Source organism: Marinobacter persicus (assembly GCF_900114155.1).
Lineage (GTDB): Bacteria > Pseudomonadota > Gammaproteobacteria > Pseudomonadales > Oleiphilaceae > Marinobacter > Marinobacter persicus.
The window spans coordinates 20379-39389 of the sequence record NZ_FOSC01000011.1 but is presented as its reverse complement, the minus strand read 5'-3'; the positions used below and the strand labels follow the sequence as shown (position 1 = coordinate 39389).

The window sequence follows — 19011 nt, the reverse complement described above, 5'->3', positions numbered from 1 at the left end:
TTGGTATACGCTTAGGGCAGCATGACAAGTTTGTGGAGCCGGGCCGGTTCTGTGTGATTATTAGAAGTCTATTCGTTGAAAAGGAGCTTAAAGAGTATGTGTCAGGTTTCAAGATTGTTCAAATTGGCAGCACTTCTGGCCAGTGTGGTGTTGGTAGGCTGCGCTTCCTCTGCTGCTCGAATCAATACCTGGGAAGGCAACCCGCAGGAGGCGACAAACCCGGCGGTTTTGACCGCTCCTGGAGAAATTCAGGTGATGAGTGTGAACGGCCAGAGCCTGACCACCTATCTGATTGACGACCTGACACTGGATTATGGCCTGTTGCCGGGCGAGAACGAGGTGGTTTTCACTTACAAAACTATCTGGGCCAAGGCTGGCGTGGTGGATAATGGTGAATCCAAGGTGCACACCGTTGAAAGCGAGCCGCAAGTGGCCCGCTTCGAGGCGGAAGCCGGCCAGGCCTACACCTTCTCTTACGATGAACCGGCCAATCGCCGGGAAGCCGAGGCACTGATGGACGAATTCTCCGCCGACATTGTCACCGCTGAGGGCGACACGGTGGCTCGCTCCAGCAAATGGGATGGCAAGTCGCAAGTGGCTCCGGCCCGTACTCCGATACCCGTGTCTTCCGCGGGCAGCAGTGGCGGCGCTTCTGCGGGGGGCGATACCCTCGAGCAATTGAAGGCCATCTGGGCGGATGCGACCGAAGAAGAGAAGCGTTCTTTCCTGCGCTGGGCTTTCGAGTAAGTCGCGACAGCGAATTCAGCAAGCAAAAAGCCGGGCGGGATGCCCGGCTTTTTTATGTCTGTTCTGACCGTGGTGGCCTGGCCCATTGTGTCAGCTGTGAGTCCTGGCTGAGCCGGTCCCAGAACCACATCAGAGCCTTGCCCTGGTCATCGGAGTGCTTGGCCAGGTGAATGCTGATGGGAGCCCGGGCTTCTTCCACGGATTTGGCCACCAGGGTGCCCTTGGCCAGTTGCTCACGGATTCGTGGTTCCGGCAGCCAGCCCACTCCCAGACCGGCCTCCTGTGCGGCAATTTTCTGGTCAATATTACTGACTGTGAGTGTGCGCTGACGCTGGAAAATGCCAGCGTTGCCCGGGGGTAGGGAGCGGGAGGTGTCGGCGGCCACTGCCGCCGGATATTGGGCAATCGTTGAGTTGGGCAGCGGTTCCGGCGCTGATGCCAGAGGGTGACTGGCTGCCACCGCAAATACGAAAGGCACTTCGCCCAGCGCCCTGGTCGTGAAAGCGCCTGCTGGCTTGCTGAGCTGATCGGCGCCAACAATCATGTCTACTCGCCGGCTTTGCAGGGCATCCCAGGCACCGGCGAACACTTCCTCAACGACCTGCACGTCAACCGGTACGCCCAGTTGGTAAAAATCCTCAATAGCCGGGAACAGGCATTCGGCGGGAATCAGCGAGTTAAAACCGATGCGCAGCCGTGTTTCCCACCCCTGTGCCACCTGTCGGGTGGTGTGGGCCAGATTTTCTGCCGCCTCGAGCAGGGCCCGGCCCTCGTTCAGCAAATAACGCCCGGCCGGGGTCAGTGCGGCCTTATGACCAGACCGGTCATAGACCTGGATATCCAGATCCTCCTCCAGCTTCTGCACCGTGTAGCTGATGGCCGACGGTACCCGAAACAATTCCGCCGCCGCACCGGCAAAACTGCCCTTGCGATCAATAGCGTCCAGCACCTTTAGTGCGTCGATGGTAATGGCTGTATGCATGTTCGAATAATCTGAAGTTGTTTGCCAGAAATGCTTGCTATGAGCCTAGCAGGGCAGGGGGTAGCCTGTCCCCCAAGGTAAAGCATTTATTTGCCACGGAACCCACGGAAAAGAGCAAAGACAAAGACGTTTTGCCACGAAATCCACGAAAGAACACGAAAAAGACCAACAGTATAAAAAATAAAGATCTTTGTTTTTTACTTTCGTGTTTTTTCGTGGATTTAGTGGCTAAAAAATCTTTTCATTTTTCTTTCCGTGTTCTTCCGTGGGGGCTGTGGCTAAAAAAGGAGTCTTTCATGGGTTTACTAGTAGACGGAAAGTGGGTCGATCAGTGGTACGACACCGACAAAACCGGCGGTAAGTTCGAGCGTGAGGCGGCCCGGTTTCGTAACTGGGTGACGGCAGACGGCTCAGCCGGGCCGGATGGTAAGGGTGGCTTCAAGGCTGAAAGTGGTCGCTATCACCTTTATGTGTCCATGGCCTGCCCCTGGGCCCACAGAACGTTGATTTTCCGGAAACTGAAAGGGCTGGAGCCGCACATTGGTGTCTCCGTGGTGCACCCGGATATGGTGGAAAATGGTTGGGAATTCCGGCCCCAGGATGACCGGCACCGCGACCATCTCTACAATTCGGAGTTCATGCATCAGATATACACCCGCGCGGCGCCAGATTATTCAGGGCGGGTAACCGTTCCTGTATTGTGGGACAAGCAGCAGGAAACCATCGTCAGCAATGAATCCGCCGATATCATTCGCATGTTCAATTCGGCGTTTAATGAGCTGGATGGCGTGAACGCGGATCTGGATTTCTACCCCGAGGCCGTGCGGGCTGAGATTGAAGCGATCAACGAGCGGGTGTACCACACGGTCAACAATGGTGTGTACAAGGCCGGTTTTGCCACTGCCCAGGACAAGTATGAGCAGGCGTATAACGAGCTGTTTGATTCACTGGACTGGCTGGAAGAGGTTCTGGCCGAGCGGCGCTATTTAACAGGAAGCCGATTGACGGAGGCGGACTGGCGTTTGTTCACCACCCTGATTCGTTTTGATGCGGTGTACTACAGCCATTTCAAATGCAACCGGCAGCAGATTCGGGATTATCCAAACCTGTCGGGTTATTTGAGGGAGTTGTATCAGGTGCCGGGTGTGGCGGAAACGGTGGATATTGGCCAGATCAAGCGCCATTACTACGTGAGCCAGCGCACTATTAACCCGACGCAGATTGTGCCGGTGGGGCCAGAGCTGGATTTTAGTTTGCCGCATGGGCGTGAAAGTGTGGGTTAGATCGGTGAGGTGCAGGCACGCGGTCGGGTAGGCTCTCCCAAAACACGCTGTAAAGACGTCCCTGTCCCGCTCGAGCTCCGCCATCCATGGCTCCGCACGGTTTTGGGAGAGCCTACCCGACCGCGTGCGTCAAGCTTAGGGAGTTAACTCACGCGGGCGACAGCGACTTCAGTAAGCAGCTCCAGTGCTTCCTTGTGAGCCGATTCCGGCAGGCAGGTCAGAAGCTCCCGGGCAATCCGGGCTTGCTCCTTCGCCTTGTCCATGGTGTATTCGATAGCGCCAGACTGGCGTACGGTTTCCAGCACTTTGGGCAAATCATCCAGTCCACCCTTGCGAATGGCCTGGCGAATCAGCAGGCGGCTTTCTTCATCCACATTGTCCATGGCATAAATCAGCGGCAGGGTGGTTTTACCCTCGGCCAGGTCGTCGCCCACATTCTTGCCCATGGTTTCGGCATCGCCCTGGTAATCCAGCACGTCATCCACCAGTTGGAAGGCCATGCCCAGGTGTTTGCCGTAATCCCGCAAGGCGACTTCCTGTTCTTCCGCAGCGCCGGCCAGCTGGGCGCCAGTGTGGGAAGCGGCTTCGAACAGCATGGCGGTTTTGTTGTGAATCACCTCCATGTACTGCTCTTCGGTCAGGTCCGGGTTCTTTACGTTCATCAGTTGCATGACCTCGCCCTCGGCAATCACCGCCGTGGCGCGGGACAGCACGTTCATGATCGGCAGGCTCTGCAGTTCCACCATCATTTCAAATGCCCGGGCGTAGAGGAAATCACCTACCAGCACGCTGGGCGCGTTGCCCCATTTTGCATTGGCGGTGCTACGGCCACGTCGCATGTCCGAGGTGTCTACCACATCGTCGTGCAGGAGTGTGGCGGTGTGAAGGAATTCGATCACGGCGGCCAGTTTCAGGTGGTCGTCGGCCTTATAGCCGGCCGCCTGGCTGGAAAGCAGTACCAGCAGGGGGCGCAGGCGTTTGCCGCCGCTTTCGATGATGTATTGCGCAATCTTCTCCACCAGCGGGACATCCGAGGCAAGCCTCTGAATAATCAGATCATTCACGCGGCTGAAGTCGGTGGCCACGGTGTCGTAAATGCGCTTGGTTGTCATCGGGCTGGTAGATCCCTTGCTGGTGTTTTCGTTGAGTTTTTAGGCAGGTCGCGGCAATGCTAGGTATTGGCGCCTACCCTGTCAACTTACACGGCCTGTTGGCTTGTATTGGCTGGCCGGTTCTCGTACAATCACGCGCCCAACTCATCCCAACCTGCGCTCCCTGCTATAGGGTTGCCGAAGCGCTTCCCTTAGAACCAGGTGGATAAGAGCAGGGATGGGTCAATCGCGGAGACTATTGAATGTACGCAGTAATTGTTAGCGGTGGTAAGCAGCACCGTGTAAAAGAAGGCGAAACTCTGAAGCTGGAAAAGCTGGAAGTTGAAACCGGCGGCACCGTTGAGTTTGATCGTGTTCTGCTGGTAGCCGACGGCGACAACGTGAAAGTTGGCGCTCCGGCTGTTGACGGCGCCAAGGTAACTGCTGAGGTGGTTAACCACGGTCGTCACGACAAGGTTCAGATCATCAAGTTCCGTCGTCGGAAGCATTCCATGAAGCGTCAGGGCCACCGTCAGTGGTTCACTGAAGTCAAGATCACGGGTATCCAGGGCTAAGCCCGGGAATAACCCCCTAATAGAGGAGGCTGGTAATGGCTCATAAAAAGGCAGCAGGTAGTACCCGTAACGGTCGCGATTCCGAGTCGAAACGACTTGGTGTGAAGCGCTATGGCGGCGAGTCTGTTTCTGCAGGCAGCATCATCATTCGTCAGCGTGGCACTCGTTTCCACGCGGGTTCCAACGTAGGCCTGGGCAAGGACCACACCCTGTTCGCGAAAGCGGCCGGTCAGGTGAAGTTCGAAACCAAAGGCCCGCAGAACCGCAAGTTTGTAAGCATCGTTCCGGCGGCGTAAGCCTCCGGCGATCCGGTTCTTCGAACCTGGGATGGTGTGCGCGGCCTGATAAACTCGGGTAAGCGTTGCCATCCGGAGCCCCGCAAAGCTTCACAGAGGCTGCGGGGCTTTTTAGTTTATGCGCATGGCGCAAAGGGTTAACCATGAAATTTGTAGATGAAGCCACCATTATTGTCGAAGCAGGAAAGGGTGGCCACGGCTGCCTGAGTTTCCGGCGTGAAAAATACGTGCCCAAGGGCGGGCCGGACGGCGGCGACGGCGGTGACGGTGGTTCTGTCTATCTGGAAGCGGATGATTCGCTGAATACGCTGATCGACTATCGCTTCCAGCGCAAGCACAAGGCCCAGAATGGCGAGCCAGGCGCCGGGCGCAACTGTACCGGTACCAAGGGTGAGGATCTGGTGCTGCCGGTGCCGGTGGGCACCACCGTGGTGGATATGGACACTCACGAAGTGCTGGGGGACCTGACCCATGTGGGGCAGCGCCTGAAAGTTGCCCAGGGTGGTTTTCACGGCCTGGGCAATACCCGCTTCAAGTCCTCCGTTAACCGGGCGCCCCGTCAGACCACCCAGGGCAGCGAAGGAGAGCTTCGCAACTTGCGCCTCGAGTTGAAAGTGCTGGCGGATGTGGGGCTGCTGGGTTTGCCCAATGCTGGCAAGTCCACTTTTATTCGCTCCGTATCAGCTGCCAAGCCAAAAGTGGCCAATTATCCGTTCACCACGTTGGTGCCTAACCTGGGCGTGGTCAGTGTGCAGGCGCACCAGAGCTTTGTGATTGCCGACATCCCCGGCTTGATTGAAGGTGCCGCAGAAGGTGCCGGGCTGGGCATCCGCTTCCTGAAACACCTGGTGCGCACTCGCTTGCTGCTGCACCTGGTGGATGTGGCGCCTTACGATGACAGTTCGCCGGCCGAATCCGTGCGTACCATCGCCCACGAGCTGGAAAAGTTCAGTGAAACTTTGGCGAGTCGCCCCCGCTGGCTGGTACTGAACAAAGTCGACATGGTGCCTGAAGATGAGCGTGAGGCCCATTGTCAGGCCATTGTCGATGAGCTGGACTGGGACGGCCCGGTATTCTGGATTTCCGCGTTGACCGGCGAAGGCACCAAGCCACTGGTGCAGGCGATCATGCGCTGGATTGAAGAACAGGCCGAGGCCGAGAAAGAAAACCCGGAAATGGCCGAGCAGGAAGCCGAGCGCCGTCGCCGGATGGATGAAGAGGCTCGCGCCCGCATCGAAGCGGAAAAGCAGGCCCGCCGTGCGGCCCGTGAAAATGACGATGACGACGACTTCGATGACGATGATGACGAAGACGGCGTGGAAGTGGTTTACGCCCCTTATTAACCCCCGGCCCCGGAGATTTGAGCGCCACCATGACTGAACGAGCCCAGTTGCGCCAGGCCCGCCGCCTGGTGATCAAAATCGGAAGCGCCTTGCTGACCAATGATGGCAAGGGGCTGGACGAGGCTGCGCTGGGCCTCTGGGTGGATCAGATCGCCGAACTGGTGGACGATGGCGTGGAGATCGTCATTGTTTCTTCCGGCGCGGTGGCGGTGGGTATGAGCCGGCTGGGCTGGCATCAGCGCCCGGATCAGTTGCACGAGCTGCAGGCGGCCGCGGCTGTCGGGCAGATGGGGTTGGTGCAAACCTGGGAGGCGCAGTTCAAGCGCCATGATATCCACACCGCCCAGATCCTCCTGACTCACGATGACCTGTCTGACCGCAAGCGCTACCTCAATGGCCGCAGTACCCTGCGTGCCTTGCTGGACGTGGGCGTGATTCCCATTGTGAACGAGAATGACACAGTGGTGACCGATGAAATCCGCTTCGGTGACAACGACACCCTGGGCGCTCTGGTGACCAATCTGGTAGATGCAGACGGACTGATCATCCTCACCGACCAGGTCGGTCTGTTCGATAAGGATCCCCGCAAAAACGCCGATGCCACATTGGTGACCGAAAGCCGGGCCAGCGATCCGGCCCTGGATGCCATGGCCGGTGGCGGTGCCGGTGCTCTCGGGCGCGGTGGCATGGTCACGAAGTTAAGGGCCTCCCGATTGGCGGCCCGTTCCGGGGCTTTCACGGTGATTGTGGGTGGACGCATTGAGCATGTGATCACTCGCCTGCGCCAGGGCGATGTGATTGGTACTCTGTTGCTGCCGGAGCAGGGCCGGGTAGCCGCCCGCAAACAATGGATAGCGGGCCACCTGCAGACCCGTGGCCGGCTGACTTTGGACGCTGGCGCCGTTAAGGGTATCTGCCTCGGTGGGCGCAGTCTGCTGCCGGTAGGCGTAAAAGCCGTGGCTGGCCAGTTCCGCCGGGGCGAGATGGTATCTTGCGTGGATGAAAGCGGCCGGGAAGTGGCACGAGGCCTGGTGAACTACGATGCCAGCGAAGCCCGGGCCATTCTGGGGCATGCCAGTAGCCGGATTACCGAGGTGCTGGGGTATGTGTCCGATGAGGAAATGATTCATCGGGATAATCTGGTGATTGTGTAGCGGGTCGTTCTATTGATTTCCAGATACAAAAAAACCGGCTCGAAAGCCGGTTTTTTTATACTCGGATGCAGGGTTGTTACAGAGCCTTGATCCGGGCGTTCAGGCGGCTCTTGGTACGAGCAACCTTGTTCTTGGTGAAGATGCCTTTGTTGACCATGCTGTCCATGATCGGCTGGGCTTCCTGCAGCGCAGCTTTGGCTTCTTCGGCATTGCCGGCGTTGATTTTGGCTTCGACCTTCTTGATGTAGGTGCGGGCCATGGAACGCAGGCTGGCGTTGTGCTTGCGGTTAACCTCGTTCTGACGAGCGCGCTTTTTGGCTTGCGGGGTATTTGCCACCGTAAAACTCCTGAAATTCGTTGCTAGAAAAACTGAAACTGTTTAGATCGCGGGCGCGCCAAAAACAGCGCGTCGATATAAATGACGCGGAACTATGCCGCCCAACTCATGTAATGTCAAGATCCATGGCGGTTGAATGCGGGTGTGCTCAGGGCTTGTGGTACACTCCCGCAACCCATGAGCTGGTGTGATTCCATGGGGTTTGCGCCGTTATGTGGATTACCGAAATGCCTTGCCGGCTTAACTTCTGTTTTTGACCCTGATGCCCGGATACTGACCCATGCCATCCGAACCACAGCCACCTGTGAAGCCTGAATCGTCCGGTAATACACCGGTCAGCAAAGAGCCACCCAGGGCCCCGGGGTTATTGCGGTCCTCCGGTCTGGTAGGGGTGATGACCATGCTTTCCCGGGTGCTGGGCCTGGTGCGGGACATGGTAATCGCCCGTTATTTCGGCGCGGGTGCCGGAGCGGACGCGTTTTTTGTCGCCTTCAAGATTCCCAACTTTCTGCGCCGGCTGTTTGCCGAGGGGGCATTCTCTCAGGCTTTTGTGCCGGTGTTGTCGTCCTATCGGGAGAAACAGGACATCTCGGAAGTAAAGCGCCTGGTGGATGCGGTGGCGGGGTCGCTTGGCCTGGTGCTGCTGGCGGTGACCCTGGTCGCGATGCTGGGATCTCCGGTATTGACGGCGGTCTTTGCCCCGGGGTTCCTGGACAATGACGTCAAATTCGCCCTGACCAGCGACATGCTGCGGATTACCTTCCCGTACCTGTTGCTGATTTCCCTGACCGCCTTTGCCGGCGGCATTTTGAATAGCTATGACCGCTTTGCGGTGCCGGCCTTCACGCCGGTTTTGCTGAACCTGTCCATGATTGCCGCGGCCGTTTTCCTTACCCCGCTGATGCAGGAGCCGGTCATGGCGCTGGCCTGGGGCGTGCTGATTGCAGGCGCACTGCAGCTGTTCTTCCAGTTACCGTTTCTGATGCGCCTGGGCTTGTTGCCACGCCCGCGGGTGGATTATCGCCACGAGGGTGTCAGTCGCATTCTCAAACTCATGGCGCCGGCCCTGTTCGGAGTGTCGGTGAGCCAGATCAACCTGCTGCTGGATACCGTGCTGGCGTCGTTCCTGCAAACCGGCAGCGTCTCCTGGCTGTATTATTCCGACCGTTTGTCGGAGTTGCCGTTGGGCGTGTTTGGTATTGCCATAGCCACGGTGATTTTGCCCAGTTTGTCCCGCAAGCACGCCGCTGCCTCGGCGGACCAGTTTGCCGCTACGCTGGACTGGGCGGTGCGCGCGGTGTTGTTGATAGGCGTGCCCGCCGCGCTCGCGCTGGCACTGCTGGCTGAACCCCTGATTGCCACGCTGTTCCATTATGGCGAGGTGACCGACCGGGATGTGGCCATGTCGGCGCAGAGCCTGCGGGCCTATTCCGCCGGCTTACTGGCGTTCATGCTGATCAAGGTGCTGGCGCCCGGTTTCTTCGCCCGGGAAGATACCAGAACTCCGGTAAAAATCGGCGTGATTGCCATGGTCGCCAACATGGCGTTTAACCTTGCCCTGATTGTCCCCCTGGCCCACGCCGGGTTGGCGCTGGCAACCTCCCTGTCGGCCTGGTTGAACGGCTATCTGCTCTGGCGTGGCCTTCGCAAGGAAGGGGCCTGGCAAAGCCAGCCCGGCTGGCCGAAATTCCTGTTGCAGCTAGCAGCGGCCAATGGGGCGCTGGCTGCCGTGGTGCTCTGGCTGAACGTGCCGGTTGCCGAATGGCTGGCTTTGGGCGGCTGGCAACGGGCCGCTGAAATGTCTGTATTGGTGGTCGCCGGTGTGCTGGCGTATTTCCTGGCGCTGGCCGTGGTGGGGGTTCGGGTACGTCAGTTCCGGCAGAAGTAGTGGTGCCTGATTTCTACCCACCCCGCTCCTGGGGTATAATCGCGCGTTTTCTCACCAGCGCCGGGTGTTTGCCCGTGCGCCAAAGCCAGTTGGCAACGGAAGGTTCGCGGTAAATGCGCTTGATTCGAGGCCTGACCAATCTGAAGCGACTGTCCGGGCGGGCAGATTCGCCGCTGGCTCACGGCTGTGTGGCCACCATCGGCAACTTTGATGGCGTACATCTGGGCCACAAGACCATTATCGGACAGGTGAAAGAAAAAGCCCGCGAACTGGGTGTGCCATCGGTGGTGATGATCTTTGAGCCCCAGCCCAGGGAATACTTCCAGGGCAGTGAGGCACCACCAAGGCTCATGCCGTTTCGCCAGAAATTCGAAGCCCTGCTGGCCGAAGGCGTGGATGTGGTGCTGTGTATCCGTTTCGGTGAGCGCTTTCGCAGTTATTCAGCCATGGGCTTTATTGAGGACGTTCTGCTTGAGGGCCTGGGCGTACGTCACCTGGTGGTGGGCGATGATTTTCGCTTCGGCTGTGACCGGGGCGGGGATTTCAATTTGCTGGAGCAGGTGGGTGCAGAGCGCGGCTTTACCGTAGAAAACACTCTGACGGTCAGCCTGGACGGCCGGCGGGTCAGCAGTACCCGGGTTCGTGATGCCCTGAATGTGAACGGACTGGATCAGGCGCAGCGTTTGCTCGGCCATCCTTACCGCATTCATGGCCGGGTGGTTTATGGCCGCCAACTGGGCCGCCAACTGGGTGCGCCCACCGCCAATATTCTGCTGCACCGGATGCCAGCCTTGCGGGGCGTCTATGTGGTTCGGGCGATCACCGATACCGGCGAGCATCTTGATGGCGTGGCCAATATTGGCCTGCGGCCGACGGTGGATGGCAAGCGGCCTTCGCTGGAAGTGCACCTGTTTGACTTTACTGGCACACTTTATGGCCAGCATCTGGACGTCATATTCCGCCATGGCCTGCGGGATGAAGTGAAATTCGACTCTGTTGACGATCTGCGCCAACAGATCGCCCGGGATTTCGAGCAGGCCCGGGCCTGGCTGGCCAACCACCCAGCCGATGAAACTATCTAACTGACCAACCAAAGAGTGCGCACACAGACATGAGCGACTACAAGCATACCCTGAATCTGCCGGAAACCGCCTTCCCCATGCGCGGTAACCTGGCCAAGCGCGAGCCAGACATGCTCAAGCGCTGGCAGGATCTCGACGTGTACGGCAACCTGCGCAAGCAGCGTGAAGGCCGTGACAAGTTCATCCTGCACGATGGCCCTCCCTACGCCAACGGCAGCATTCACATCGGGCATGCGGTCAACAAGATCATCAAGGACATGATCGTCAAATCCCGTGGTTTCATGGGTTACGACGCGCCCTACGTGCCGGGTTGGGACTGCCATGGTCTGCCCATCGAACACAAGGTGGAGCAGGACATCGGCAAGGCCGGCCAGAAGGTGGACTACAAAACCTTCCGCCAGGCCTGCCGCGATTACGCCGCCAAACAGATTGAAGGTCAGAAAGCCGATTTCATTCGCTTGGGCGTGATGGGTGAGTGGGACAAGCCTTACCTGACCATGGACCCAAAAGTGGAAGCGGGCATTGTCCGGGCGCTGGGCAAGATTGTTGAGAAGGGCCACCTGGTGCGTGGATACAAGCCGGTCTACTGGAGTGTGGTGGGTCAGTCCGCACTGGCAGAGGCCGAAGTGGAGTACCAGGACAAGACCTCCACCCAGATTGATGTGCGCTTCACCGCTGTAAACCCGGAGGATGTGCTCAAGGCCTTCGGCACCAACGAAGGTGAGGGCGATGTTTCCGTAGTGATCTGGACCACCACCCCATGGACCATCCCTGCCAACCAGGCGGTGTCCATCGGTGCCGACCTGGAATACGCGCTGGTGCAGGTGGATACCGGCAATGGTCCGGAACGTCTGATCCTGGCCACGGACATGGTCGAAGGCATCATGGCGCGCTGGGGTGTGGAAGACTACAAGGTGCTGGCCAACGTCGCCGGCGCGGCGCTGGAGAAGCAGCCGCTGCATCACCCGATCTACGACAAGCAGGTGCCGCTGATCCTGGGCGAGCACGTGTCCCTGGACGCCGGTACCGGTGCCGTTCACACCGCCCCGGACCATGGTTTGGAAGATTTCGAGGTGGGCAAGGAATACGGCATCGATACCCTGAACCTGGTGAAGGCCGATGGTACCTACACCGAGGCGGCGGAAGAATTTGCCGGTGTGCACGTGTACAAGGCCGATGAGCCAGTGTGCGCCGCGCTGGAGCGTGAGGGCAAGCTGGTTCGCTCGGAAAAATTCCGCCACAGCTACCCGCATTGCTGGCGCACCAAGACCCCGCTGATCTACCGGGCCACGCCACAGTGGTTCATCAGCATGGACAAGCTCAACCTGCGCGCCGACGCCCTGGAAGCGATCAAGGGCGTGCGCTGGGTGCCGGCCTGGGGCCAGAACCGCATTGAAGCCATGTTTGAGCAGAGCCCGGACTGGTGTGTCTCACGCCAGCGTACCTGGGGCGTGCCCATCACACTGTTCGTGCACAAGGAAACCCAGGACCTGCACCCGAACACTCAAGAACTGATCGAAAAAGTCGCGGATGTGATTGAAACCGATGGCATCGACGCCTGGTACGAACTGGATCAGGGTGAGTTGCTGGGCGCGGACGCCGACGACTATGAAAAAGTGACCGACACTCTGGATGTCTGGTTCGACTCCGGCGTGACCCATGACTCCGTGCTGCGGGTTCGCGAAGAGCTGGGCCAGTTCCCGGCGGACCTGTATCTGGAAGGTTCCGACCAGCACCGCGGCTGGTTCCAGTCGTCGCTGAAGACATCCATTGCCATCAACGGCGTGGCGCCCTACAAGCAGGTACTGACCCACGGCTTCACCGTGGATGGCCAGGGCCACAAGATGTCCAAGTCCAAGGGCAACGTGATTGCGCCCCAGGAAGTCATGAACGAGTTGGGTGCCGACATCCTGCGCCTGTGGGTGGCGGCCACCGATTACAGCGGCGAGATGACCGTGTCCAAGGGCATTCTCAAGCAAACCGCCGACGGCTATCGCCGGATTCGCAACACTTCGCGCTTTTTGCTGAGCAACCTGACCGGCTTCGACCCGGCACAGCACATGGTGGCCCCGGAGGACATGATCGCCCTGGACCGCTGGATGGTGGACAAGGCCCTGCAGCTGCAGAAGGAAATTCACGAGGACTTCGGCAACTACGCCTTCCTGCGGATTTACCACAAAGTGTACAACTTCTGTGAATCCACCCTCGGTGGTTTCTACCTGGATATCATCAAGGACCGCCAGTACACCACCCAGGCTGACAGCCTGGCACGGCGTTCAGCGCAAACCGCGCTGTTCCACGTGGCCGAAGCCCTGGTGCGCTGGATTGCGCCGATCCTGAGCTTCACCGCCGACGAAATCTGGCAGCACCTGCCGGGCGAGCGCGGCGATACCGTGTTCTATGAAACCTGGTACGAAGGCCTGACCGAACTGCCGGCGGACTCCGAGCTGGGCCGTGACTACTGGAGCGATATTTTTGCGGTGAAAGAAGCCGTCAACAAATGCCTGGAAGACGCCCGTGGCCGTGGTGAAATCAAAGGCTCGCTGACCGCCGAAGTGGAGCTGTACTGCGAAGGCCAGCTGGCTGAAAAACTCCAGCACCTGGGCGACGAGCTGCGCTTCGTGCTGATCACCTCCGAGGCCACCGTCAAGCCGGTGAGCGAAGCCGGGGGCGCCGAGCAAACCGGTCTGGAAGGCCTGATGGTGAAAGTAACACCGTCTGACAAGCCCAAGTGTGAGCGCTGCTGGCACCACCGTGAAGACGTCGGCCAGAACGAGCAGTACGACGACCTTTGCGGCCGCTGCGTAACCAACGTGGAAGGCCCGGGTGAAACCCGCGCCTATGCCTGATGAGCGGACTGACAGGCGTGGTGATGACTGAAGGCAAGGCAGGCAGCAAGCTCAAATGGCTGTGGCTGGCGGTGCTGGTAATCGTGGTGGATCTCGGCACCAAAGCCATGGCCACGGCCATGCTGACCTACGCCAACCCGGTACCGGTACTGCCCAGCTTCAACCTGACGCTGCTGCACAACACCGGCGCGGCCTTCAGCTTCCTGGCCAATGCCGACGGCTGGCAACGCTGGTTCTTTGTGGCACTGGCGCTGGTGGTCAGCGTGGTGCTGGTGACCTGGCTGCGAAAACTCAAGACCAATGAAACCTGGACCGCCATCGCCATCGTACTGATACTCGGCGGCGCCCTGGGCAATGTGTATGACCGGGTCGTCCACGGTTACGTGGTCGACTTCCTGCACTTTTACTGGCAGGACTGGCACTTTCCCGCCTTCAACCTGGCCGACACCGCCATCACCATTGGCGCGGCCATGATGATACTCGACTTATTCCGCAAACCCGCCGACGGCGGCGATGCCTGAAGGAGTGACGCACACTCATGAAAGATTTAGCTATAGATAAAGGTACCCGGGTAAAACTGCACTTCGCCCTGAAAATCAAAGACGGCGACGTGGTGGATACCACCTTCGACAAAGACCCGGCCACCCTGGAAATCGGTGACGAAAACCTGCCGGAAAACTTCGAGGCCCTGCTGATGGGCATGAAAGCCGGCGACCACGCCGCCTACGAAGTCACCCCGGAAAAAGCCTTCGGCCAGCACAACCCCAGCAACGTACAAAGCTTCAAACGCCACGAATTCAGCGCCGACATGGTGCTGGAGCCGGGCGTTGTGGTGTCCTTCGCCGACGCGCGCCAACAGGAACTGCCCGGTGTAATCAGCCGCGTGGAAGGCGACGAAGTCGATGTGGACTTCAACCATCCGCTGGCGGGGCGTACACTGGAATTTGAAGTGGAAATTCTGGACGTAGAACCGGCAGGGCCGACGCACTAAAAGACCTGTTCGGAACCGGCGTTTGCCGGCTGCGCCATAGTCAGTGGGGTGTGGGGATGCATTATCCGGGACTGTCTGCAGCAGGGATGCTGCAGTCAAGCTACATGGACGTATTCACCGCGTGTCCCGGATAATGCATCCCCGCAGCCCACGGGCGACCAATAGCAAAGGCAAGATAATGCAAATCAGACTGGCAAACCCCAGAGGCTTCTGCGCCGGCGTAGACCGCGCCATAGAAATCGTGAACCGCGCGCTGGATGTGTTCGGGGCGCCCATCTACGTTCGCCACGAAGTCGTCCACAACAAATTCGTGGTTGACAACCTCCGTAACCGTGGCGCCGTATTCGTGGACGAACTGCACGAAGTGCCCGACGACAAACTGGTCATCTTCAGTGCCCACGGCGTCTCACAAGCGGTACAGAACGAAGCCGAACGCCGTGGGCTGAAAGTCTTCGATGCCACCTGCCCACTGGTCACCAAAGTGCACATGGAAGTCATGCGCTACAGCCGCGATGGCCGCGAGTGCATCCTCATTGGCCATGAAGGCCATCCGGAAGTGGAAGGCACCATGGGTCAGTACGACGCCAGCAATGGCGGCGCCATTTACCTGGTGGAAGACGAGCAGGACGTCGCCAACCTGAAAGTGAAAGACCCGTCACGCCTCTCGTTCGTCACCCAGACCACCCTCTCCATGGACGACACCGCCCGGGTGATCGACGCCCTGCGCGCCAAATTCCCCGAGATAGAAGGCCCGCGCAAGGACGACATCTGCTACGCCACCCAGAACCGCCAGGATGCGGTCAAACAGCTGGCCAACGACTGCGACCTGATGCTGGTGGTGGGCTCCCCCAACAGCTCCAACTCCAACCGCCTGCGGGAACTGGCAGAGCGCATGGGCACCCCGGCCTACCTGATAGACGAAGCCTCGCAGATTGACCCGCAATGGCTTGAAGACAAGTTTGCCATTGGCGTGACCGCCGGTGCCTCCGCCCCGGAAGTACTGGTGGCTGAAGTGATCAATCGCTTGAAAGAACTGGGCGGTGAAGAGCCGGAGGAAGTCTCCGGCCGTGAAGAGAACATCGTGTTCTCCATGCCCCGTGAGCTGCGTATCGAGGCGGTCGAGGTTTCGTGACTTCGGCCGCCCGGCCTGTTTGACCCGCATCACATTTCTGAATTCTTCCTTTCCGTTTATCCCCGTAAACGTGCCGCTTGTCGCCCTGGCATGGCATCCTTGATGGATGTTACTTAACCTTCCAATACGTCTTAATGGAAGTGGATTATGTTCAGGAAACACGACAGCGGTTTTACGCTGATTGAGCTGATCGTGACAATAGCTGTTTTGGCTATAGTCTCGATGTATGCAATTCCCTCGTTTCGAGAGGTGGTTATGAATAATCGTTTGACTGCCCAAACGAACGAGGTCACTAGCTTGATAAGTTATGCGAGAAGCGAGGCATCAAAAGTATTGGGTGGAGTTGTAACCGTTTGTGGTTCGACCGATGGGGCTACATGCAGTGGGAATAATGCTCTCGAAACTGGAATTATTATTTTTTACGACGAGGATATGGACAGAACTCTCGATGGCAGTGATGAGTTGCTCAAAGTCCAAGGCGCATTGGGGGGTGGCAACTCACTGAGAATACGGGGAATGACAAGCAGTGGTGGAAATTACATCCAATTTGATAGTAAGGGGTTCCCTAGAAGCCTCTCGGTCGGGGATGACGGCTCAGGTACGTTCATCATTTGTGATGAGAGAGGTGCAGGTCAGGCTCGCGCAGTGTCTATAAACGCTTCTGGTCAAGCCTATTTAGCGAGAGACACTGATGACAATGGAATTCTGAATGATTATGACGGTAACGATATCAGTTGTCCTTAGTGGGGAGAGAGATGGAGCAGATGAGCGCTAGGTGGCCTTTCTTTGCCACAACTAATCCGGCTAGCTTGAAAGGTTTCACTTTAATCGAAATCCTAGTGACTCTTTTCATTGTTGCTATTGGCCTCTTGGGTTTGGCCGCATTAGTTCTTGAAGGTATGAGAAATAATCAGGGGGCTTATCTGCGAACTCAAGCCACGGTGCTAGCTTACGATATGGCTGATCGGATGCGCGCTAACAAAAGTAATGTCACCGATTACGCCGGGTTTTCAACGGATGGTGCAAGCACAAAGTTGCCGGACTGTGTCACCAGCGATGCGGGCTGCCCCCCAACTGCGCAGGTAACTCGGGACCTCGTAGAGTGGACCCGTGAGATTCAAGGTGTTGGAAGTGATATGGCGTTACTTCCGGGTGGGGAAGGAGAAATTGAGCGAGATGCGGGAACGTCAGTATACACAATAACGATTACTTGGGAGGAGGTCTCACGGGATGGGAGCGAGATAGACAGCGACAACTCTTATTCTGTGCAGCTAGCTTTGTGAGCATTCTGATGAATAAAAATTATGAAGAAGTGTTAGTGGCGGGAGCTTATCGTAACGAGAGAGGGTTATCTCTTGTTGAGCTGATGATAGCGCTTGCTCTTAGCTCTGCTCTTATTCTGGGAATTTTTACGGTATACATAGATTCTAGCCAAACATCCAGAATGAGTACGGCGCTTGCAAGAATTCAGGAGTCCGCACGAATTGCGACGGATGTCATGGCCAGAGATATGAGAATGGTCGGCTTTCAAGGGTGTGCTGACCCTAACTCAGTGACTATGAATATTATTGCTAATAACCCACCCACCACCGATTTTTTTGAATCAACACTCAGGGGCTGGGAAGTCACAGATTCTAACTGGGCAGGCGGGACAGAGTTTGATGATGAGCCCATAGAGTCGTCAGCAGTCATTGGAAGCGATGTAATCGTGGTCCAGAGAGGCGATACGATGGAGATCGAGTTGACCGGGAACATGAGTGCCAATAACGCGAATATACAAGTTGCGGGTGACGACATTGATATGTTTTCTCAGAATGACATTGTGATGATTTCTGACTGTGAAGCTGCTGATCTTTTCAGAATTTCAAGTAATCCGAGTTCTGGCACATGGGCTCATGCAAACAACGTTAACACTACGAACCGATTGGGCCAGGCCTATCAATCATCTGCTCGAATAATGCGCTTTTCATCTTCGGCCTATTTTGTTGCTGATACGGGAAGGGATGACGCACGAGGTGGAGATATTTTTGCGCTGTATCGACAAGTTAATAATCTTGACGGTACAGCACTAGCTCCCCAGGAAATTGTTGAAGGTGTAGAAAACCTCCAAATAGAGTATGGAGAGCGCTTGCCAAGTGGGAATATCCGCTTCAGACCGGCAGATCAAGTGGATGACATGGGCGTTGTTGTCGCTTTACGTCTTGGGATGTTGATCAGCCATTCAGATCCAGTAAGGGATGACGTGGACAGTTCTGATTATAGTCTTCCAGGGCAAATAATAACTGCGTCATCCAGTGGTGGTACGGTGACCCATCCGGAGGACAATCGGTTGCGCCGCACATTCACCACGACAATTACGCTAAGGAACCGGGACTAATGAGATCTAAGGCAGCCATGAAAGTTAATGCTAATTCCAGCGGCGGATCTAGACAGGATGGGGCTGTTCTCGTCGTATCTCTTATAGTGTTGCTGGTCCTAACGTTGATTGGGGTTGCAGGAATGAATACCTCGGTCATGCAAGAACGAATGGCAATTAATTCACAGAATTCGAACCGTGCTTTTCAGGCTGCAGAAAGTACTTTGCAGGCGCTGCTGGACGATGTTTATGACAGCAACTTAGATCTTTTAAGAGAGTCCATGCAGAGTGGGGATGATTTAAGCAGTGTAGTGGATGTGACATTGGACTCTGAAAATAATATTTCCGGAAGCTACCAGGCGAGATTTCTGGGAGAGGTTTTTGTTACTAGTGGAAGCTCTATGGATGCAGATGAGAGCAGTAATAACTTGAAGGGTTTTCGCTATGAACTGACAGGGGAAGCAAATATGGCTAATACTGGGGCTTCTGCCAGAGTTTATAAAGGGATCGAATATTATTGATTGGTGGCTCTATGTATCTTTTTAAAAAGTTCTCCATTTCAGTTGCGGCAATTCTGGCGGTCTCCGCTTATTGTTCGCCGCTAGCATCTCAGGAACGTGATGTAGATAAGCTGATTGATCCACAGGTTGAGGTGATCGAGGGATTCATTCTGGACTTTTTGGCGGATGATGAAACTATATTAGGGGTAGTGCTTGAGCAGTGTAATAACTGTAGCCCTTCTACACTTTTAGCAGCGCCCGGAATTAAGGTGACAGGTGCCTCAGGTTCGCATATTGATGAATCAAGCCTCCAAGATTTTGAGGGGAAGTTCGGAGTTGTTCATGTTGATAAAGAAAGCGGCATGGTTTTCCGAGTGTCCTTTTTGGGGGATAGGTGAAAGGTGG

General features: G+C 57.0%; 20 protein-coding genes. 17 read left to right on the top strand and 3 right to left on the bottom strand.

The annotated features are described in order from the left end of the window. Nucleotides 1-123 precede the first annotated feature (123 nt). Complete coding sequence (locus BMZ63_RS12505; RefSeq protein WP_227663590.1) at nt 124-747, top strand: DUF2057 family protein; 624 nt, start codon at nt 124-126, stop codon at nt 745-747. A 52-nt stretch (nt 748-799) separates the two neighbouring features. Here the strand turns inward: BMZ63_RS12505 and BMZ63_RS12500 are convergent, their stop codons facing one another. After that, on the bottom strand, nt 800-1729 hold the full coding sequence (locus tag BMZ63_RS12500; protein ID WP_091705966.1) for a LysR family transcriptional regulator: 930 nt from the start codon (nt 1727-1729) through the stop codon (nt 800-802). A gap of 296 nt (nt 1730-2025) precedes the next feature. Here BMZ63_RS12500 and BMZ63_RS12495 point away from each other — a divergent pair, with 296 nt between their 5' ends. Next, complete coding sequence (locus BMZ63_RS12495) at nt 2026-3012, top strand: glutathione S-transferase family protein (RefSeq protein WP_091705964.1); 987 nt, start codon at nt 2026-2028, stop codon at nt 3010-3012. Between the two features lie 143 nt (nt 3013-3155). On the opposite strand, the gene ispB is transcribed toward BMZ63_RS12495, so the two are convergent. Next, nucleotides 3156-4124 carry an octaprenyl diphosphate synthase gene (ispB, locus tag BMZ63_RS12490; RefSeq protein WP_091705963.1) on the bottom strand — a complete coding sequence of 323 codons (969 nt, stop codon included), beginning with the start codon at nt 4122-4124 and terminating at the stop codon, nt 3156-3158. Between the two features lie 242 nt (nt 4125-4366). On the opposite strand from ispB, the gene rplU reads away from it, so the two are divergent. From rplU to proB, 4 genes are all read left to right on the top strand, one after another. Next, the gene (gene rplU, locus BMZ63_RS12485; protein ID WP_091705961.1) at nt 4367-4678 is read left to right on the top strand and encodes a 50S ribosomal protein L21; all 312 of its coding nucleotides are present in this window, start codon (nt 4367-4369) and stop codon (nt 4676-4678) included. Nucleotides 4679-4713: 35 nt separating this feature from the next. Beyond that, nucleotides 4714-4974: a 50S ribosomal protein L27 gene (gene rpmA, locus BMZ63_RS12480; protein ID WP_091705960.1), complete on the top strand. Its 261-nt coding sequence runs from the start codon at nt 4714-4716 to the stop codon at nt 4972-4974. Between the two features lie 143 nt (nt 4975-5117). Next, the gene (gene cgtA, locus BMZ63_RS12475) at nt 5118-6317 is read left to right on the top strand and encodes an Obg family GTPase CgtA (RefSeq protein ID WP_091705958.1); all 1200 of its coding nucleotides are present in this window, start codon (nt 5118-5120) and stop codon (nt 6315-6317) included. Nucleotides 6318-6346: 29 nt separating this feature from the next. Beyond that, nucleotides 6347-7471, top strand: a complete 1125-nt coding sequence (gene proB / locus BMZ63_RS12470) for a glutamate 5-kinase (protein ID WP_091705957.1) — start codon at nt 6347-6349, stop codon at nt 7469-7471. A 76-nt stretch (nt 7472-7547) separates the two neighbouring features. Here proB and rpsT read toward each other — a convergent pair whose 3' ends face one another. After that, the gene (gene rpsT / locus BMZ63_RS12465; RefSeq protein ID WP_091705955.1) at nt 7548-7808 is read right to left on the bottom strand and encodes a 30S ribosomal protein S20; all 261 of its coding nucleotides are present in this window, start codon (nt 7806-7808) and stop codon (nt 7548-7550) included. A 280-nt stretch (nt 7809-8088) separates the two neighbouring features. On the opposite strand from rpsT, the gene murJ reads away from it, so the two are divergent. The 11 genes from murJ to BMZ63_RS12410 all read left to right on the top strand — a co-directional run bounded on the left by murJ (nt 8089) and on the right by BMZ63_RS12410 (nt 19004). Beyond that, the gene (gene murJ / locus BMZ63_RS12460) at nt 8089-9696 is read left to right on the top strand and encodes a murein biosynthesis integral membrane protein MurJ (protein ID WP_218141245.1); all 1608 of its coding nucleotides are present in this window, start codon (nt 8089-8091) and stop codon (nt 9694-9696) included. Between the two features lie 113 nt (nt 9697-9809). Beyond that, nucleotides 9810-10778, top strand: a complete 969-nt coding sequence (ribF, locus tag BMZ63_RS12455) for a bifunctional riboflavin kinase/FAD synthetase (RefSeq protein ID WP_091705954.1) — start codon at nt 9810-9812, stop codon at nt 10776-10778. A gap of 29 nt (nt 10779-10807) precedes the next feature. Continuing rightward, nucleotides 10808-13627 (top strand): isoleucine--tRNA ligase, encoded by a 2820-nt coding sequence (gene ileS, locus BMZ63_RS12450; RefSeq protein WP_091705952.1) that lies wholly within the window; start codon nt 10808-10810, stop codon nt 13625-13627. Then, nucleotides 13627-14148, top strand: coding sequence for a signal peptidase II (lspA, locus tag BMZ63_RS12445; RefSeq protein WP_091705950.1), 522 nt, complete (start codon nt 13627-13629; stop codon nt 14146-14148). Before ileS ends, lspA begins: the two co-directional genes overlap by 1 nt. A 17-nt stretch (nt 14149-14165) precedes the next feature. Continuing rightward, a complete protein-coding gene (fkpB, locus tag BMZ63_RS12440) occupies nt 14166-14618 on the top strand; it encodes an FKBP-type peptidyl-prolyl cis-trans isomerase (RefSeq protein ID WP_091705948.1) in 453 nt (150 codons plus the stop codon). 178 nt (nt 14619-14796) lie between these two features. Next, nucleotides 14797-15750: a 4-hydroxy-3-methylbut-2-enyl diphosphate reductase gene (ispH, locus tag BMZ63_RS12435; RefSeq protein WP_091705947.1), complete on the top strand. Its 954-nt coding sequence runs from the start codon at nt 14797-14799 to the stop codon at nt 15748-15750. 147 nt (nt 15751-15897) lie between these two features. Continuing rightward, entirely contained in the window at nt 15898-16494 is a 597-nt protein-coding gene (locus BMZ63_RS12430) for a GspH/FimT family pseudopilin (protein ID WP_091705945.1), read from the top strand. Between the two features lie 11 nt (nt 16495-16505). Beyond that, nucleotides 16506-17033 (top strand): type IV pilus modification protein PilV, encoded by a 528-nt coding sequence (pilV, locus tag BMZ63_RS12425; RefSeq protein WP_091705943.1) that lies wholly within the window; start codon nt 16506-16508, stop codon nt 17031-17033. Continuing rightward, entirely contained in the window at nt 17030-18127 is a 1098-nt protein-coding gene (locus BMZ63_RS12420; protein ID WP_227663589.1) for a PilW family protein, read from the top strand. Before pilV ends, BMZ63_RS12420 begins: the two co-directional genes overlap by 4 nt. Next, a complete protein-coding gene (locus tag BMZ63_RS12415) occupies nt 18127-18627 on the top strand; it encodes a pilus assembly PilX family protein (protein WP_227663588.1) in 501 nt (166 codons plus the stop codon). The genes BMZ63_RS12420 and BMZ63_RS12415 overlap by 1 nt, the downstream gene beginning before the upstream one ends. Nucleotides 18628-18638: 11 nt before the next feature. After that, nucleotides 18639-19004, top strand: coding sequence for a hypothetical protein (locus BMZ63_RS12410; protein ID WP_091705941.1), 366 nt, complete (start codon nt 18639-18641; stop codon nt 19002-19004). Nucleotides 19005-19011: the final 7 nt, after the last annotated feature.

Excerpts from the sequence above, each read along its gene's own strand:
- BMZ63_RS12495 (WP_091705964.1), top strand. The coding sequence starts at position 2,026 with ATGGGTTTACTAGTAGACGGAAAGTGGGTCGATCAGTGGTACGACACC.
- BMZ63_RS12500 (WP_091705966.1), bottom strand. The coding sequence starts at position 1,729 with ATGCATACAGCCATTACCATCGACGCACTAAAGGTGCTGGACGCTATT.
- BMZ63_RS12415 (WP_227663588.1), top strand. The coding sequence starts at position 18,127 with ATGAGATCTAAGGCAGCCATGAAAGTTAATGCTAATTCCAGCGGCGGA.
- ispH (WP_091705947.1), top strand. The coding sequence starts at position 14,797 with ATGCAAATCAGACTGGCAAACCCCAGAGGCTTCTGCGCCGGCGTAGAC.
- ispB (WP_091705963.1), bottom strand. The coding sequence starts at position 4,124 with ATGACAACCAAGCGCATTTACGACACCGTGGCCACCGACTTCAGCCGC.
- BMZ63_RS12430 (WP_091705945.1), top strand. The coding sequence starts at position 15,898 with ATGTTCAGGAAACACGACAGCGGTTTTACGCTGATTGAGCTGATCGTG.
- ribF (WP_091705954.1), top strand. The coding sequence starts at position 9,810 with ATGCGCTTGATTCGAGGCCTGACCAATCTGAAGCGACTGTCCGGGCGG.
- BMZ63_RS12410 (WP_091705941.1), top strand. The coding sequence starts at position 18,639 with ATGTATCTTTTTAAAAAGTTCTCCATTTCAGTTGCGGCAATTCTGGCG.
- lspA (WP_091705950.1), top strand. The coding sequence starts at position 13,627 with ATGAGCGGACTGACAGGCGTGGTGATGACTGAAGGCAAGGCAGGCAGC.
- pilV (WP_091705943.1), top strand. The coding sequence starts at position 16,506 with ATGGAGCAGATGAGCGCTAGGTGGCCTTTCTTTGCCACAACTAATCCG.
- cgtA (WP_091705958.1), top strand. The coding sequence starts at position 5,118 with ATGAAATTTGTAGATGAAGCCACCATTATTGTCGAAGCAGGAAAGGGT.
- rpmA (WP_091705960.1), top strand. The coding sequence starts at position 4,714 with ATGGCTCATAAAAAGGCAGCAGGTAGTACCCGTAACGGTCGCGATTCC.
- rplU (WP_091705961.1), top strand. The coding sequence starts at position 4,367 with ATGTACGCAGTAATTGTTAGCGGTGGTAAGCAGCACCGTGTAAAAGAA.
- proB (WP_091705957.1), top strand. The coding sequence starts at position 6,347 with ATGACTGAACGAGCCCAGTTGCGCCAGGCCCGCCGCCTGGTGATCAAA.
- fkpB (WP_091705948.1), top strand. The coding sequence starts at position 14,166 with ATGAAAGATTTAGCTATAGATAAAGGTACCCGGGTAAAACTGCACTTC.
- murJ (WP_218141245.1), top strand. The coding sequence starts at position 8,089 with ATGCCATCCGAACCACAGCCACCTGTGAAGCCTGAATCGTCCGGTAAT.
- ileS (WP_091705952.1), top strand. The coding sequence starts at position 10,808 with ATGAGCGACTACAAGCATACCCTGAATCTGCCGGAAACCGCCTTCCCC.